Genomic DNA, 15,092 nt, shown 5'->3' on the forward strand with positions numbered 1-15,092 from the left:
CGATTTCCTAGGGGATGAGGGGCGTGCCCGCAGAAGCGGGGACGGGGGAGGATCGGAGTGAAACGCTATCGGCCGCATATTCTGGTTATGATCGCGCTTGCGATCGTGCTGTCCACGGGATGGCATGGCGCACTTCGCAACGCGCTCACCGATCTGCGGTTCGCCTGGCAGCCGCGGGACGCCAGCGGCAAGGTCGTGGTGGTGGCCATCGACGCACCGTCCATCGATCAGATCGGCGTGTGGCCCTGGCCGCGCCGGCTTCACGCGGACCTATTGAGGAGACTCGAGGCGGCGGGCTCGGGAGACATCGCGTTCGATGTCGATTTCAGCACGCCGTCGGATCCGGCCTCCGACGAGGCTTTCGTCAAGGCCCTTCGCGATGCCGGCGGCTCGACGATCCTGCCGTCCTTCAAGCAGCCGACGCCGAAGGGCGGCGCGGCCCACGTCAATCGTCCTCTGAAGCCGTTCAGCAACCAGTCGTGGCCGGCGGTCGTGAACGTCGCAGTCGAATCCGACGGGCGCGTTCGCCGCTACCCGGTCGCCGAGAAGCTCGGGGATGAGGTGTTGCCCTCGATGGCGGTCGTGCTGGCCGGCCAGGACGCCAACCGACGGCCGCCCTTCCTGATCGATTTCAGCATTCGCGCGGCCTCCATTCCGACCGTCTCCTATATCGACGTGCTGCGCGGCGATCCTGCTGCGCTCGACAAAGTGAGAGGCAAGAAGATCATCGTCGGGGCCACCGCGCTCGAGCTTGGCGACCGCTTCAGCGTTCCCAACGGCAAGATCGTCTCGGGGCCGGTGCTCCAGGCACTGGCCGCGGAATCCATCCTTCAGGACCGGATGCTGCGCTGGACCTCGGATATCGGCATGATCCTGGGCGTGGGCGTGATCTGCCTGTTGATGATGTATTCGTGGCGGCGCTTCGGGCCGGGGATTCGCGTCGCAGCGCTGGTCGCTTCTGGGGCAGCCATGGGATTGGCCGCGATCCTCGTGCAGGCAAGATGGCCCCTCGTCATCGACACGTCGCTATTTCATATCGCGATCATCGCTTATCTGACCGCGATCGCGCTGGATGAAATCGATTTCCGTGGGCTGCTGGGGCGTATCGCCGAGAGCCGCTTTCACCGCATCGCGATGTCGCTTGGCGACGGTCTCGTCTGCACCGACGAGGATCATCGGATCACGGTCTGGAATCCCGGCGCGAGCGCGATCTTCGGCTACACGCCGGCCGAGATGATCGGCCGCCCGTTCGAAACGCTGTGCGCTTTGCCGGTGGACGGCGATGCCAGATCGTCCATGCATGACGCCGCGCGCCAGGCGCTTCTGGTTCCAGGCGGGGCCGTCGTGGTCGAGTTCGAGGGCCGGCGCAAGAATGGTGAGACTTTTTCCGTCGAGGCGAGCTTCTCGGGCTGGCAGGGAACGGACGGCTTTCAATACGGCGCGATCCTGCGCGATATCTCGGTCCGCAAGCGTGAGGCCGAACGCATTCAATATCTGGCCGAACATGACGTGCTGACGGGTCTTGCCAACCGGAACATGCTGCACACGGGCCTCACCGACCTGATCGCTGCGGCGGAGCGGCGGTCGTCCGGCGTCGCTCTGCTCGTGCTCGGGCTCGACGGCTTCCAAGAGATCAATGACATGCTCGGGCACTCCTCGGGCGATCTCGTGCTGTGCGCGGTCGCCGATCGGCTCCGCGCCGAAGCCGATGGCAAGGCGACCATCGCCCGGCTCAGCGGCGACGAATTCGCCATTGCGCTCGATTGTGCCGATATCGGCGAACCGGTCGCGACCTTCGCCGAGCGCATCGCGCAGGCCTTCGAAGCTCCCCTCGCGGCCGGCGCCCGGCAGCACCGCATCAGGATCAGCGTCGGCGTCGCCGTCTATCCGGAAGGCGGGCAAACCGCCGACGATCTCCTGAGCAACGCCCATCTCGCGCTGAGCCGCGCCAAGGCGACGCGGCGCGGCGGCCATGTTCTGTTCGAAACCGCAATCAGGCAGGAGCTGGAGAACCGGTTGACGCTGGAGAGCGAGCTGGCGCTTGCCGCCGATCGCGGCGAGTTCGAGCTGTTTTATCAGCCGCAGGTTCGCCTGGTCGACGGCAGCCTGGTCGGAGCCGAGGCGCTCATCCGCTGGCGCCATCCGGTGCGCGGCTACGTCTCGCCGGCCGAATTCATGCCGGTGGTCAACACGTCGGCCCTGTCAGAGCGGATCGCGAACTGGGTGATGGAGACGGCCTGCCGTCAGGCGCGAGCCTGGGAATTGTCCGGCAACAACGTGCGCGTTGCCATCAACCTCTCGCCCTCGCAACTCCAATCCGGCGATCTCGCGCATTCGGTCGCGGCACTGCTCGAGACGACCGGGCTGACGTCGTCGCTTCTCGAAATCGAGGTCACCGAGGACATCCTGCTTCATGACGAGCGCCGCGTGCTGGCCATGTTCAAGCGGATTCAGGAGCTCGGCGTCCGGGTCCTGTTCGATGATTTCGGCACCGGTTACGCGAGCCTGAGCTATCTGAAGAAGTTTCCGCTCGACGGGCTCAAGATCGACCGGTCGTTCGTGTTCGGCCTGCTTGCCAATTCCGACGATGCCGCGATCGTCGGTTCGACCATCGGTCTCAGCAAGCAGCTCGGCCTCACGGTCGTGGCCGAAGGCATCGAGAACCGGGCCACTGCCGACTTCCTGGTTAACATGGGATGCGAGGAAGGGCAGGGCTATTTCTTCGGCCGTCCGATGCCTGCCGAGGCGTTTGAAAAGCAGTTTTTGGTGGCTGAACTCCAGACTGTCAGCGCCGCCTGAGCGAGCAGCTTTCGCCTGCGCGCTGACGCCAGCACTCCGAATGGAGGCTGGATGTTTTGGCGAGCACGTCGCGCGGGTCAACATCTGGTCTTCGGCGTCCAGCGACGGTGCGCGCTCCGCTATTGCTCCTGGTCCACTACCGACTCTTGGGCCACGACCGAGGCGAGCCAGGCGCAGTTCGGGTCCGGGACCCGGACGCCGCGGGCTGCAGCATCTAGTCGCATGTTGCGCATGCGAGCTCGCTGCTCCTCCGGAAGGTGCAGTCGCTCATGCCCCCATAGGCTCGGGCCATCATAGGTTTCGAAGGGCTGCCATGTCTCGGGGTCGATCACTTGCGCTCCCCAACCGTACTCCACGAAGAAGCCGGAGGGCGAGTGAGCATAGAATGATGTCATGTGATCGTTCGTGTGCCGACCGAGCGTATAGGCTATGCGCCCCTCTTCGAGCTGGGCGAGATCATAGCCTTGCCCCACATCGTCGAAGCTCTGCATCTCGACCATGAAGTGGTGGAAACTGCGTTTGCCCGAGCCGACCATAGCAAAGCTATGGTGGCGTCCGTTGATATGCAGGAAGTAGAGCGGGTATGGCGACAGACCATAATCGGTGATGCGGAAGCCCAACAGATCGCGGTAGAACGGCAACAGATCGTCCACCGTGGCGACGTTCATCACGACGTGACCCATCCCAAGAGGGCCGGTCTTGAAGCCCGAGATGGGCCGTCCTGGCTTGAACGGGTCGGGCGAAATCTCCTGCCCGTGAAACACTTCCACCCGGTGGCCCCCCGGATCGCGAAATGCGATGAGATCCGCGACACGGCGCTCGTCCGCAAGAGCGCGCGTGCCCTTGGAGACAGCCACGCCGGCGTTGTCCAGACGAGCTGCCAACTCGTCGAGATCCGCCTTGCTTTCGGCCTCCCAGCCAAGGAAGCCGAGACCATCACTGTCAGCGCCGGTCACGACGAGCCTCTGCTGTCGATCGTCCATGCGAAACGCCCGAACCTTGGCGGCTGCGTCGACCTTCTGCATACCGAGCAGGCGCGTCGCGAAGCCCTCCCAGTCCTCAAGCCTGGTCGATTCTACGCCAACGTAGCCCAATGATTTGAGTGCCATGAACCGTTTCCTCCGCCGTTTCCCAAGTTCGATGCGTTGCCTAATTCTGGGCGCCGGTCGCGCAGGCCTAAAGGGCTATTCCTTCTGCTGCGAAGACGCGTTGCGCGGAAGGCCGGGACTTGAATTCGCTCCACTGAGCGGCGCACGCCGCCGGGACTTCGAGCCTGAGACGCTCGCAAGCCCAGAAAAGAACGTAGAAGAGCGCGCCATCGGCGAATGACGGCCCTGTGTTCTGTCGCAGGTGACGATCGACGACGAGAAATCCTTCTTGGATGATCTCTCGCCCACGCGCCCGCGTCGCCTCATGATCTTCTTCAGCCATCGCAAATTTGTCCGGACGAAACGCGCGCGAAAAGCCCTGCATGTGGATGGTCGAAACGATGAACTCGGTCAGCTCACTGGCGCTCAGAACAGTCTCCGGGTCAGACGGCATCAGGCCCGCCGAAGGCGCTTGTTCGGCGAGATAGCGCGCGATCACGGGGAATTCGGTGAGGATCGAGCCGCCTGCGCTTTCGAGCGCGGGCACTTTGCGTTTCGGATTGACCGCTGTGTACCAGGCCTGAAAATTCTCTCCGTTGCGAATATCGACTTTCCTCAGTTCGAAACGGCACCCGATTTCTTGCAGCAGATAGTGAATGCCGATCGAGCAGGCGCCGGGCGCAAAGTAGAGCTTCATCATTTGTTCTCCCGATCAATGCAAAACGACATCCTGATCGACCGGACGCCACGCAAGACATCGCCGCTGCAAAGCCATGAGCACTCCGTCGGACGCGAAGACGATGAGTACGATCAAGGTTATGCCGGCATAGACGCCCGCAATGTCCACAGAGTTGTAGGATTGCTCGATGTAATGACCCACGCCGTTCTCGGCCGCGAGAAACTCGCCGACAAGCGCGGCATTGATGGCCCATGGAAGCGCGGCCCGCAGCGCCGCCCACACAAACGGCTGGACACTATTAAAGATCACCTCGCGCGCCACTTCGATCTTGCTTGCACCGAAGATCGATACTGTCTGGACGAGGTTCGGGCCGATGGATCGTATTCCCGCGGCCGTCGCGACGAACACCAGGAAGAACGTCATCAACGCGACGAGCACGATTTTCGAGCCAAGGCCAATGCCGAACCACAGGATGAGGATGGGACTCAGCGCCAGCTTGGGAATTCCGACGGCGGTTCGGGCGAACGGCTCGACGACCACCCGAAGCCGCTCGGACAGTTGGACGAGAAAAGGAAGGACGACACCGAGACCCGCTCCCAACATGAGGCCTATGCCGGCCTCTGCGGCGGTCGTCGCCATCATCGGGAAAAGTTCTCGATTCGAGATCAGCTCGATGACCCTCTGGAGAGTGGCTTGCGGCGTCGCCACAAGCGTCGGATGTGCCCGCGCGGCGGCGAGCCACATGCCAACCAGCACGACGGCGACCGCCGTGCGCGCGATGATTAATGGCGACGGAACGATCGCCATCTGCGACCGACCTGCCGAGATCGTTGACGAACTCGGCATCAGATTTGCGCCCTGATCCGGCTAAACAAGCCCGGGAACTGCGGTGCGGTCACGATGCTATCGAGTGCTCTGGGGCGCGGGATATCGATGACGTGCTCGCCTCGAACGCAAGCGGGCGACTTCGTCAGCGTTATCGTCCGGTCTCCAAGGGCGATCGCCTCATTGATGTCGTGGGTGACGAACAGGATCGTCTTCTCTCCTCGTTGCCACAACTTGACGAGATCCGACTGAATATGGAGCCGAGATTCGGCATCGAGCGCCCCGAATGGTTCGTCCATCAGGATGACCGGCGGATCGTAGGCCAGCGTTCTGATGATGGACGCGCGCTTGCGCATACCGCCGGAAAGTTGGTGAGGGTAATACCCTTCGAAGCCACCTAGCCCCACTGTCTCGATCAGTTCTTCGACGCGCGCCCTGGTCTCGCTGTTGAGTCGACCCTGGACAACGAGCGGATACTCGACATTTTCCCGCAGAGTCCGCCAGGGCAAAAGGTTATCGTCTTGCATCACATATCCGATGCGACCGCCGCATCCCGGAGAAGGCCTGCTGCGGCTCGAGTCGTTGATGACTTCGCCGCGAAACAATATCTCCCCTTTCGAAGGAATATCGATCTGCGCGATCATATTGAGCAACGTCGATTTTCCGGAGCCTGAGGGTCCGATCAGCGTGACGAATTCACCTTCGTAGAGCGCAAACGACATTCCCTCTACGACCCAGCGAATTCCGTCTTTGATCTGCCCTTGGAAGCGCTTGCCAAGATTGCAGACATCCAGGAGCGGCTTACCATTCTGTCTCATGTGAGGCTTCCCGAACTAACGCCTTTGGAATGAGAACCCTTCCAAGCCAGCAGGCGGTCGTGCAAACGATCGATGCCGACGTTGGTGATGGTTACGACTAGCGCGAGAGCTGTTACGGCGGCGAGCGCGCCCGTGACTTCGAAATTCCCCGCAGAAAATTGAACAAGATACCCCAATCCGCGGTTCGAGGAGATCAGTTCGGCAATGGCTGCTCCGCCAATCGAAAGAGGTAGCGTGACCTGCACGGCCTGAAAAACGAACGGCAAAGCAGAAGGCCAGACGATGGTGCGCAACAACTGCACTTCACTCGCGCCAGCAACCTTTGCCATCCGGAGCAGGCGAGGATCGACGCCTCGAACGCCTTCCATTGTACTGAAGAACACGAGGAAGAAGCTTACGCTCGCGACGAGTGCAACTTTGCTCCAGATGCCGATTCCAAACCAGATAATGAAGAGGGGAATGAATGCGACCTTGGGCAGCCCGTATCCAATCAATATGAATGGATCGAGCACCGCCGTCACAAACGGCCGTTTCCGCAGGACAAACGGAAGCACCAAGCCCGGCAAGCCGCCGATAACAAATCCGAGGACGGCAGCCAGCAACGTATAGCCTGCGTTCGCACCCAGGACGCCGTTGAGCGACCACAGATACAGCTGCTGCCCAACGAGAAGCGGCGAACTTATCAACTCGGGCCCAGTCCAGACACTTGCTGCTTGCCAAACAAGCAGCAGCATGGCTCCGAACCCGAATCTATCGAAGGTTGCTCTACTCATGGGTTCTGTTCCGCGGTCCCTCTACGGAGTGAACGCTGTTGAATAAAGTTCCGACTCGGGGGGCAGTTTGGCGTCCGGAGGAATGATTCCGCTGATCCGATCGAAGGCGATGACGTTGTCCAGCATCGCGCTCGTCAGCTTCATGTCCGGCTGAGCGAACGGGGCAAACACCTCGTAGGATGCCTTCAGGATATCAGGCTCCATCTTGTCGAATGACTTGCCGAGCGCCTCCAGACTCGCGGAGCGGTCCGCTTTCATCAACGCGATCGCGTCCTTCAGAGCCGCCACAGATCCCTGGCAGCGCACCGTTTCGGTATCGCAGTAGCCCGGCCGAACCAGAACGACGTTATATGGAAAGGGCTTCAACTCAGGGAGAGATATTTCCGGCCCCGACAGCCATCGAACACCGCCTTCTTTGACGGCCAGAAGAGAGAACGGAGGCGAGAAGACCATGGCGTCGATCGTACCTGCCTTGAGCGCCGCGACCATCGCGGGTGGCTGTAGCGCGGTAATCGTGAAATCGGTCTCCGGGTTCATTCCCGCCTTGACCGCGACGAACCGCAGGAAACTGTGGGGTAGACCATTGATTGCGTCGACCCCGATCGTGAGTCCTTTCAAAGCGCGGATTTTCGCCGTTGCGTCCGCGTTCGGCGCCATTTCCAGCTTTTGGGCTACCGCGTCGCGGATCACGATATCCGTCGTGAAGCGATCCTGTGTATTGGCTATCGCGACGAGCTTTTGATTTCGGGCCGCGGCTGCGATTTGGATTCCTCCCGAGATCAACGAGAAGTCTGCGCTCTTGCCGAGCATCGCGTTGATGACGCCGGGACCGGCGACATAGATGACCTTCGGCTCGATCCCATGTCGGCGAAAGAAGCCGCGCTCCTGCGCGATGTAGAGCGGCGCGAACAGGAGGGATTGAGCCGGCAAGGCAATCGTTGTCGGGACCGGCGATTGTGCGAGCGCCGGCGAGGAGCCGTGCAGGGCGCCCAGAGCGATCATCGCAAGACTCAATATTCGTCCTGCGTACTGCATTCCCTTGTTCATAGAGTCCTCCCTGGCATTATTGTTGATGTCGTGAGTTGCGTTGCTCTCAAGCGGCGGACGGCTCCTCGTCGCTTCTGATGTCCGCTCCCGCCAATGCCGTTCCAAGAGCACGTTCGACGAATTTTTCTGGATCGGGCACGGCGTTGAAACTACGCGCGGCTACGTAGCCGTCGGGCCTGATCAGGACCATCCCTCGCGGACCGATGTCGTACGATTGGATGAAGAGTCCGTCTTGATCGATGTAGTCGCCGCCGGCGCCAATGCTGCAGGAGCGCCCTGGAACATGAAGCTCTGCGGACACCTTGGCAAAGGCGCGTTGCCAATCTTCTGCGCCGGGTGTCGTCAGCATCAAGAAGTAGCCGGCACCGGCGAGATCGACGGTCGACAATCTGCCGCTTGGTCCTTGCAGCCAGAGATGGGGTGCTCGGTGTCCGGGACAGGCAACCGGTTCGTACTGCTCAATGCAGAAGGGCGGAGCCGACGTCCCGTCAGGCGATATCCATCGGGAGGAATAAGCCTGGCCGAATGTCTGACCTATGTAGTCAAAGTGCTCGCGAAGGCTCGGGATCACGTCCCGAATGTGACGCTCCGCTGCGGCGGAATCCGGGCCCTCGAGCATCCTGGCGATCGGGCTGTCGTGCGTTGCCATCCCGGAGAGACCACTCTCCGCCATCTTCATTGCGTTGTGAACGCTCTGCTCGATATTGGTCTGAGCGACAGGACGGCGCTCCTCGTTATAGCTTTCGAGAAGCGAGGCCGGAGCGTTGCCGCGCAACACGAAGGCCAATTTCCACGCCAGATTGTGCACGTCACCAATGCCGGTGTTCATTCCTTGCCCGCCCGTCGGCGGCAGCGGATGGGCGGCGTCCCCCGCGATGAATACCCGACCTTTGCTGAACTGGTCCGCAAGGCGAGCCTGCATTCTCCACGGCAGGATGCTATGGATCTCGAGCGGAACGTCGTCCGAGCCGATGGCTGCGCGAACGATCGCTTCGCAGCGCTCGGTCGTGAACGACTCGACGCTTTCCTGGTCCGGATCGAAGGCGAAATTGTACGTCCAACGTCGTCGGCCATCGAGAGCAATGAGCACTCCGCACGTCGTGGCGTTGTAGATCCACCACAGCAGGTAAGGCCGCTTTTCGACGAACTCCCATAGGTCGGCCTCGAAGTAGATGCCGATCTGTCGGCCGATTCGTCCTCGTCCCGTCATCCCGATGCCGAGGCGCTCCCTCACGAAGCTGCGCGCGCCGTCCGCGGCAATCACGTAGCGCGCGTCGATCATGAGGTCGCCGACCCCCTGCCGACATTCGAGCCGCACACCATCAGGTCGGGACGCGAGTTCTTTAAGCTCGGTCGAGAACAGCAATTTGACGGGCGCAAAGCTTCGCGCAACATCAACCAAGATCGGTTCAAGCACGTCCTGAGGGCACGACGTCTTGCGGCTCGGACTGGCGGCTTGATGAGCCCGGTCGCGGTCGGGAATGCCCCGCGTCGCCAATACCGCGATATCCGGCCCTATCAGCCGGGACAGGAAGGAGACTCCCGCATTGCGCTCTGGAGGCAGGCCGGCCTTTGCTATTGGCTCGTCGCAACCAATCGATCGGAATATTTCCATCGTGCGCGCGTTGACTACATGCCCCCGCGGATGAGCCGATGTCGAGGCATTTCGTTCGATGAGGATCGTGTTCACGCCCAACGAACCCAGCAAGCCGGCAGCCGTCAGACCCACTGGTCCGGCACCAACAATTGCCACTTCGGTCTCCATGAGACCTCCTCCCGATCGCCCCTGAATTATTTTTCGCGACCGAGAACCAAGCGCAACTTTGACTGACAGTCAATAAGATTTTGACTAACAGTCAATGACGCCGTGCGGGACGTGCCCATCAACCCTCTATCAAACCGATGGAATATTCTTTTCGCCAAGAAGCTCGGCGTTGGCGACCGCAAGCGGGAAAAGCCGAAACGCCATCTCGACGATGGCCGCCTTGTTCTTTATCTGTCCCTGAACCCAGGCCAGAACGAGCTCATCGAAGTAGCCAAGCCAGGCCCGCGTCGCGACAGCAAGTTCAAGCGAGGGCGCAGTCACGCCATAGAAGCCAAGGACCAGCCGAATTCCGTGGCTGCGCGAACGTTCCCAAATGTCCTGGATTGCCGCAGTCCCACCGCCGCGCGAATGGAAAACGTAATCGACCCGGCGTCGATAGACCTCCTCCATATGCGCGACCAAGAAGCTGCGGAGCTTTTCGGGAGCCGACCCCGTGAGTGTCGCCTGCAGATGAATACGGTCCAGCCGGTCGGCGGCAGCTTGTGAAATTTCCTCGTAAAGTTTGGCCTTCGATCCGAAGTAGTGGAACGTGAGTCCATGGGCCACGCCCGCTTCGCGGGCAATATCTTCCGCTGAGATCTCGTCGAACGGGTGTCGGGTAAACAGTCTGGTTGCAGCTTCAAGGATTCGGTCGCGAGCCGGAATGTCGGCGCGTCTCTTCTTTCGTGCAGTGACCACCGGTTCGACTCAGCCATTGAACTGTGACGGCATGACCTAACCATTCAGATTGACGGCGAGTCAACCGATGACCGCAATTGGTGGTAGACCGGACGCGAACCGTGCTCATCTGACCACTGGTGATGACTTGGCAGACGTTAAGCTGTTCGCTAGGTAAGCTGCTAGTGTGGCCGTGCCCGCCTTGCCTTGAGCATGTGGCTTGGCGACGTCGCGAACGCACTTGGCAAGGCTTGCGCGCCCGGGCTCAGCATTCGACCCTTCGGCGTCGACACTGCCGTTTGCAGGTGGCGCACCTCAGCAATGCGACGAATAGCGCCTTCAGCACATCGGCTGGGCCGAACCGCAGCGCCGAGCTCATCCTGATGGAGGACAGTCTCACCGAAGGGGCGGTCGCAGAAAGCTACCGCCGCCGCGCGACTGCGACGCCAAAAAGGAAGGCGACGAACAGGCTGGCAAGCGGTGCTTCGCGCGTGATCGCCGCGACCGTCGCGAGGGCTCCGCCGGGCTTGCGCGATTCCTCGATGGTCGAGGTGAAACGGTCGACGGCCGCGTGCAGGCCGCCCGCGACTTCACCGATCGTGCGGGAGACATCCGCTGCCGTGTCGATGGCGCGCTCGGCCATGCCGGGTTGGGACGTGGATTGCGGTATCTCCGTGCTCAAGTGCGCGACCTCCTGGCCTGATGGCGGAGGCCGGCACCTTTGGCTATCCGCGCGAGCGCTTGTTTTGAACAGCGGGTCTGACGACCTTTGGCTATCCGCGACAGGCGCCGTCATTAACGGCGGGTGCCGGCCTTGGATGGGCAATGCAGCGCAGGGGCTTTTGTTCCAGTCGGATCGCAAGTGCCCCGTGAAACGACGGATGCGAATCTCTGTTAGGCTGGCTCGACCTTGTTGGATCAGGAGGCGGCCGTGACCGATCGGACCGTGACGGATCGAGCCCGGCGCATCGCTTTGCTCGGCGCGCCCATCGATATGGGCGCATCGCAGCGCGGCACATTGATGGGTCCTGCGGCGCTGCGCACCGCGGGCCTTGCGACACTGCTCGAAAGCCTGGATTTCGAGGTCGTCGACTACGGCGATCTTTCCGCTGGCGAAGTCCCGGACCTCACCGACAGGCCGCCGGAAAGAGCCAATCACTACCGCGAGATCCAGCGCTGGACACGCGCTCTGAGCCGCAAAGGCCATGAGATCGCGAGGACCGGTGCGCTGCCGATCTTCCTGGGCGGCGATCACACGCTGTCGATGGGATCGGTCAATGCGATGGCGCGGCATTGGCAGGAGCGTGGCCGGGAGCTGTTCGTGCTCTGGCTCGATGCCCATGCCGATTACAACACGCCGGAGACGACGATCACCGCGAACATGCACGGCATGTCGGCCGCGTTCTTGTGCGGCGAACCCGGCCTCGACGGCCTGCTCGGCGACGACCCCCGCGCGTCAATCCATCCGGACCGGCTCGACCTGTTCGGCGCGCGTTCGATCGACAGGCTGGAGAAGGAGCTGATGCGCGCGCGCCGGATCAGGGTCGTCGACATGCGCCAGATCGACGAGTTCGGCGTTGCCGTGCTGATCCGGCGCGTCATCGAGCGGGTCAAGGCGAGCAACGGGGTGCTGCATGTCAGCTTCGACGTCGATTTCCTCGATCCGTGCGTAGCGCCGGGCGTCGGCACCACGGTGCCGGGTGGCGCGACCTATCGCGAGGCACACCTGATCATGGAGCTGCTGCACGATTCCGGCGCGGTCGGATCGGTCGACATCGTCGAGCTCAATCCCTTCCTGGATGAACGCGGCCGCACGGCGCGCACGGCCGTCGAACTGATCGGCAGCCTGTTCGGCCAGCAGATCACCGACCGACCGACGCCGAGCAACGCGATCGCTCCGGGCGAGTGAGGCGACGGCAACGATGACGATGAGGTTCAATCTGCCAGATAAGTCCCAGCTTGTCGCTTGGCGGTATCAGGGCTTCCTCGTCGACGAGGAGAACTGAAGCAGTCAGGGATTGCGGAAACCTCAGTCGGGACCGGCTTGCTGCGAGCCCGCGTTCAAGAGCTGGGATACAGCGGCAACCACTTGCGCAGGCGCAAATGGCTTCTGCAACAGGACGCTGTTCGGCACCCCTAGTACGGGCCATTTGTCGGCAGCGCCGCCCGTCATGTAAACCACCGGAAAATGCGGATCGAGCTCCCGGGCCGCTCTTGCGACCTCCCAGCCATCGAGGCGTCCGAGGAGATTGACGTCCGTGACAAGAGCCCGGTAGGGCCTGAGACGGCCCTTCAGCAGCGTACTGGCTTCCTCGCCCGTCTTCACGGTTGCGATTTCGAAGCCTCCTTCGGTCAAGGCATCTTCAACGATAGCCTGGATCATATCGTCGTCTTCGATAACAAGAATGAGTGGACGTTCTGTCATGGCACCAGTCCCCTGCCATCTCCCCCGTGTGTTACAAAGTGTACACAGCGCCGTTTGTTCCCCGGCGGAACGCATCAACTGAATTCCAAGGGTGGAGTGGTCAAGCATTTCGTCTGGAATTGCGCCGGCACAGGAACATTCCCGCAATTGCCAAGTTTTCCCGATGCCCTTCCCCAAGGGTGACCCCGGTGGCCCCAGCTCCAATGCCCCCCACTATCCCCGCGAGCTGGGGCCCTTTTTTTATCGAGACCGGGCCGCGGGCGCGGCCGGAACTCTGCCGAGGCATCACCGTTCCCGGTGCGCAGGCGCGAACGTAGGCGGACGCCATGAAATGGATGCTTGTGGTCCTCGTCGGTGGCGTCGCGCCGGTCAATACCGATCTCATATTCGACAAGTTCAGCGACTGCCTGTCCGCCGAGGCGCAAATGCGACAGCATTACTCTGACGCGTTCGATGCCTGGGACCGAGTCGCCGCGGCAAGAATCGACCGGCGTAGCGATTACAGGAAGGCCCGCGAACTCGAGGCGAAAAGACTGCTCGGCAACGTCGGGACCTGTGTGCCCCATGGCGGGGGAGAGTCTGTTACGCCGGCGGAGTCGCCCAAGCCGCCCGCCCCACCTTCACAGCAACCTGCTGCGCCGCCGCAGCCGGCGCCGCGACCCTAGCGAGACGCGCGCGCCTCATCGAAAGAAAAAGCCGCGCTCTTGGGGAGCGCGGCCGCATTCGGAATGACGCGCAGCGCTTAGCGGTGGTGATGATGCCAATGGTGCCGCACCACGGGATATGATCCACGGTAATAGGCGTAGGCGGGACGCACGACGCGGCGATAGCGATAGCCGTAGGAAACGGGCTGCGTGTAGTAGGTGGTCGTGGTGTACCCGCCGCCCCAGCGATATGGCGCATCGTATCCGTAGTCGTAGGCGTATGGGCCGCCATAATAGCTGGCGCCGTAATAGCCTGGACCGTAGCCGTAATAGCCATAGCCGGGGCCCCATCCATACGCCGAGGAGGCAAGCCCGCCGATCACGGCACCTGCGACAAGGCCGCCGGCAGTCCCGGTCCCCAGCCACGCCAATGGGCTTCAGCTGGAGACGTCGCAGCGATCGAGCTCAAACCAAGAGCGCCGGCCATCAGAGCCGACATTGCGATTTTGTTCATCGAGATACCCTTTCACATCGCATTGCTTTCCGCCCCGAAGATAACGGGAAAAATAGGCAATAGTTGCCAGCTGACCGGATGCTCCTTGCGCGAGTTCAGCGTTGCAGCAGGCGAACGAGCTGCAACCGTCCCAAGCGATCTCCATCGGTTCGACTAAAGATGATCGGGCAAAAGTGGAAACATCAGCAGGGCCTTGAGTTGGCAGCGATGGATCCGGTGTCGTGGAGAGCAAGCATCGTGGACGACGTCTTGAAGAACGCCGCCGAAACGGCATGGACGGTGTACCGGGCGCGGCATTCCGACGTCGACGCATGCGACAGTCGGCGATGCCTGCTGGAACGCCATTTGCTCAGGAGAAGGGAAGAGCGCGAGCGCGATGCCGAAGAGCTCGTCAGCTTCGGGATAGCCTACCTGGACCGGCTTCCCAGCGACGAATGTTGACGAGCATGAAAATGCTCGTCGTGCGCGTAGCCCGCGGAAGCACAAGGCCGAGTTGGACCCTGCTGGCGATTTCGTTTCTCATCTCGGCGGTCATCGTAATCGCCTTGCGCATCGTCTTCGGCGGTTAGTTGCGGAGACCCCCGCAATGCCGGCCCGGATCGCACTCTAGGGTCTAGGGCAGGGGACTGCAGTCCAGGACCTTGATCCTGCCGGAGGTGTCAAACGCCAGTGCCGCGCTCATGACGCCCGTGCTGGTGAGGTAGGAGATCACGGTTCCGCGGTCCGAAGGATTGAGATCGTCCAACGTGCCCGCCGGATATTTTCGGAGGTGCTCGATCCAATAGGCACGAAGTGCTTCGCGGCCGGTGACGGTCTGGACGCCGTTGCAGCCGCAGTGCACCACGGCATCGTCGGCATGAAGGTCCAGGATCGCTTCGATGTCGCCGGCGCGATAGGCGTCAAGCCAGTCGACCGCAACGGCCATGGGGTCAAAGGAGATGTTTGTCACTGACTGCCGTCCAACCTTATCGAGGCAAGGGAACCAAATCGTTTATTGT

At 61.7% G+C, this 15,092-nt stretch carries 16 protein-coding genes; 4 read left to right on the forward strand and 12 right to left on the reverse strand.

Annotation, left to right across the window (positions count from 1 at the left end):
- The first annotated feature begins 57 nt into the window (after positions 1-57).
- On the forward strand, positions 58-2,799 hold the full coding sequence (locus ACETMP_RS32695) for an EAL domain-containing protein (RefSeq protein WP_375159351.1): 2,742 nt from the start codon (positions 58-60) through the stop codon (positions 2,797-2,799).
- 119 nt (positions 2,800-2,918) lie between these two features.
- On the opposite strand, the gene ACETMP_RS32700 is transcribed toward ACETMP_RS32695, so the two are convergent.
- The 9 genes from ACETMP_RS32700 to ACETMP_RS32740 all read right to left on the reverse strand — a co-directional run bounded on the left by ACETMP_RS32700 (position 2,919) and on the right by ACETMP_RS32740 (position 11,193).
- Positions 2,919-3,908, reverse strand: coding sequence for a VOC family protein (locus tag ACETMP_RS32700; protein WP_375159352.1), 990 nt, complete (start codon positions 3,906-3,908; stop codon positions 2,919-2,921).
- Between the two features lie 67 nt (positions 3,909-3,975).
- Positions 3,976-4,587, reverse strand: a complete 612-nt coding sequence (locus tag ACETMP_RS32705; protein ID WP_375159353.1) for a glutathione S-transferase family protein — start codon at positions 4,585-4,587, stop codon at positions 3,976-3,978.
- A gap of 12 nt (positions 4,588-4,599) precedes the next feature.
- Positions 4,600-5,373 (reverse strand): ABC transporter permease, encoded by a 774-nt coding sequence (locus ACETMP_RS32710; RefSeq protein WP_375159354.1) that lies wholly within the window; start codon positions 5,371-5,373, stop codon positions 4,600-4,602.
- 38 nt (positions 5,374-5,411) lie between these two features.
- The gene (locus ACETMP_RS32715; RefSeq protein ID WP_375159355.1) at positions 5,412-6,209 is read right to left on the reverse strand and encodes an ABC transporter ATP-binding protein; all 798 of its coding nucleotides are present in this window, start codon (positions 6,207-6,209) and stop codon (positions 5,412-5,414) included.
- Positions 6,206-6,943, reverse strand: coding sequence for an ABC transporter permease (locus tag ACETMP_RS32720; RefSeq protein ID WP_375159356.1), 738 nt, complete (start codon positions 6,941-6,943; stop codon positions 6,206-6,208). The genes ACETMP_RS32715 and ACETMP_RS32720 overlap by 4 nt, the downstream gene beginning before the upstream one ends.
- A gap of 60 nt (positions 6,944-7,003) precedes the next feature.
- Entirely contained in the window at positions 7,004-8,029 is a 1,026-nt protein-coding gene (locus ACETMP_RS32725) for an ABC transporter substrate-binding protein (protein WP_375159357.1), read from the reverse strand.
- A gap of 46 nt (positions 8,030-8,075) precedes the next feature.
- Complete coding sequence (locus tag ACETMP_RS32730; RefSeq protein ID WP_375159358.1) at positions 8,076-9,794, reverse strand: FAD-dependent monooxygenase; 1,719 nt, start codon at positions 9,792-9,794, stop codon at positions 8,076-8,078.
- 129 nt (positions 9,795-9,923) lie between these two features.
- Positions 9,924-10,532 (reverse strand): TetR/AcrR family transcriptional regulator, encoded by a 609-nt coding sequence (locus tag ACETMP_RS32735; RefSeq protein WP_375159359.1) that lies wholly within the window; start codon positions 10,530-10,532, stop codon positions 9,924-9,926.
- Positions 10,533-10,932: 400 nt separating this feature from the next.
- The gene (locus ACETMP_RS32740) at positions 10,933-11,193 is read right to left on the reverse strand and encodes a hypothetical protein (protein ID WP_375159360.1); all 261 of its coding nucleotides are present in this window, start codon (positions 11,191-11,193) and stop codon (positions 10,933-10,935) included.
- A gap of 249 nt (positions 11,194-11,442) precedes the next feature.
- Here ACETMP_RS32740 and rocF point away from each other — a divergent pair, with 249 nt between their 5' ends.
- Positions 11,443-12,420 (forward strand): arginase, encoded by a 978-nt coding sequence (rocF, locus tag ACETMP_RS32745; protein ID WP_375159361.1) that lies wholly within the window; start codon positions 11,443-11,445, stop codon positions 12,418-12,420.
- A 120-nt stretch (positions 12,421-12,540) separates the two neighbouring features.
- On the opposite strand, the gene ACETMP_RS32750 is transcribed toward rocF, so the two are convergent.
- On the reverse strand, positions 12,541-12,936 hold the full coding sequence (locus ACETMP_RS32750) for a response regulator (RefSeq protein ID WP_375159362.1): 396 nt from the start codon (positions 12,934-12,936) through the stop codon (positions 12,541-12,543).
- A gap of 326 nt (positions 12,937-13,262) precedes the next feature.
- Between ACETMP_RS32750 and ACETMP_RS32755 the strand changes: the two genes are divergently transcribed.
- Positions 13,263-13,601: a hypothetical protein gene (locus ACETMP_RS32755; protein WP_375159363.1), complete on the forward strand. Its 339-nt coding sequence runs from the start codon at positions 13,263-13,265 to the stop codon at positions 13,599-13,601.
- 77 nt (positions 13,602-13,678) lie between these two features.
- On the opposite strand, the gene ACETMP_RS32760 is transcribed toward ACETMP_RS32755, so the two are convergent.
- Positions 13,679-14,011 (reverse strand): hypothetical protein, encoded by a 333-nt coding sequence (locus ACETMP_RS32760; RefSeq protein WP_375159364.1) that lies wholly within the window; start codon positions 14,009-14,011, stop codon positions 13,679-13,681.
- 242 nt (positions 14,012-14,253) lie between these two features.
- Here ACETMP_RS32760 and ACETMP_RS32765 point away from each other — a divergent pair, with 242 nt between their 5' ends.
- Positions 14,254-14,535 (forward strand): hypothetical protein, encoded by a 282-nt coding sequence (locus ACETMP_RS32765; protein WP_375159365.1) that lies wholly within the window; start codon positions 14,254-14,256, stop codon positions 14,533-14,535.
- Positions 14,536-14,707: 172 nt separating this feature from the next.
- Here the strand turns inward: ACETMP_RS32765 and ACETMP_RS32770 are convergent, their stop codons facing one another.
- The gene (locus ACETMP_RS32770; protein ID WP_375159366.1) at positions 14,708-15,043 is read right to left on the reverse strand and encodes a YybH family protein; all 336 of its coding nucleotides are present in this window, start codon (positions 15,041-15,043) and stop codon (positions 14,708-14,710) included.
- Positions 15,044-15,092: the final 49 nt, after the last annotated feature.

The sequence above is a fragment of the Bradyrhizobium dasycarpum genome, assembly GCF_042019905.1.
Taxonomy (GTDB): domain Bacteria; phylum Pseudomonadota; class Alphaproteobacteria; order Rhizobiales; family Xanthobacteraceae; genus Bradyrhizobium; species Bradyrhizobium japonicum_B.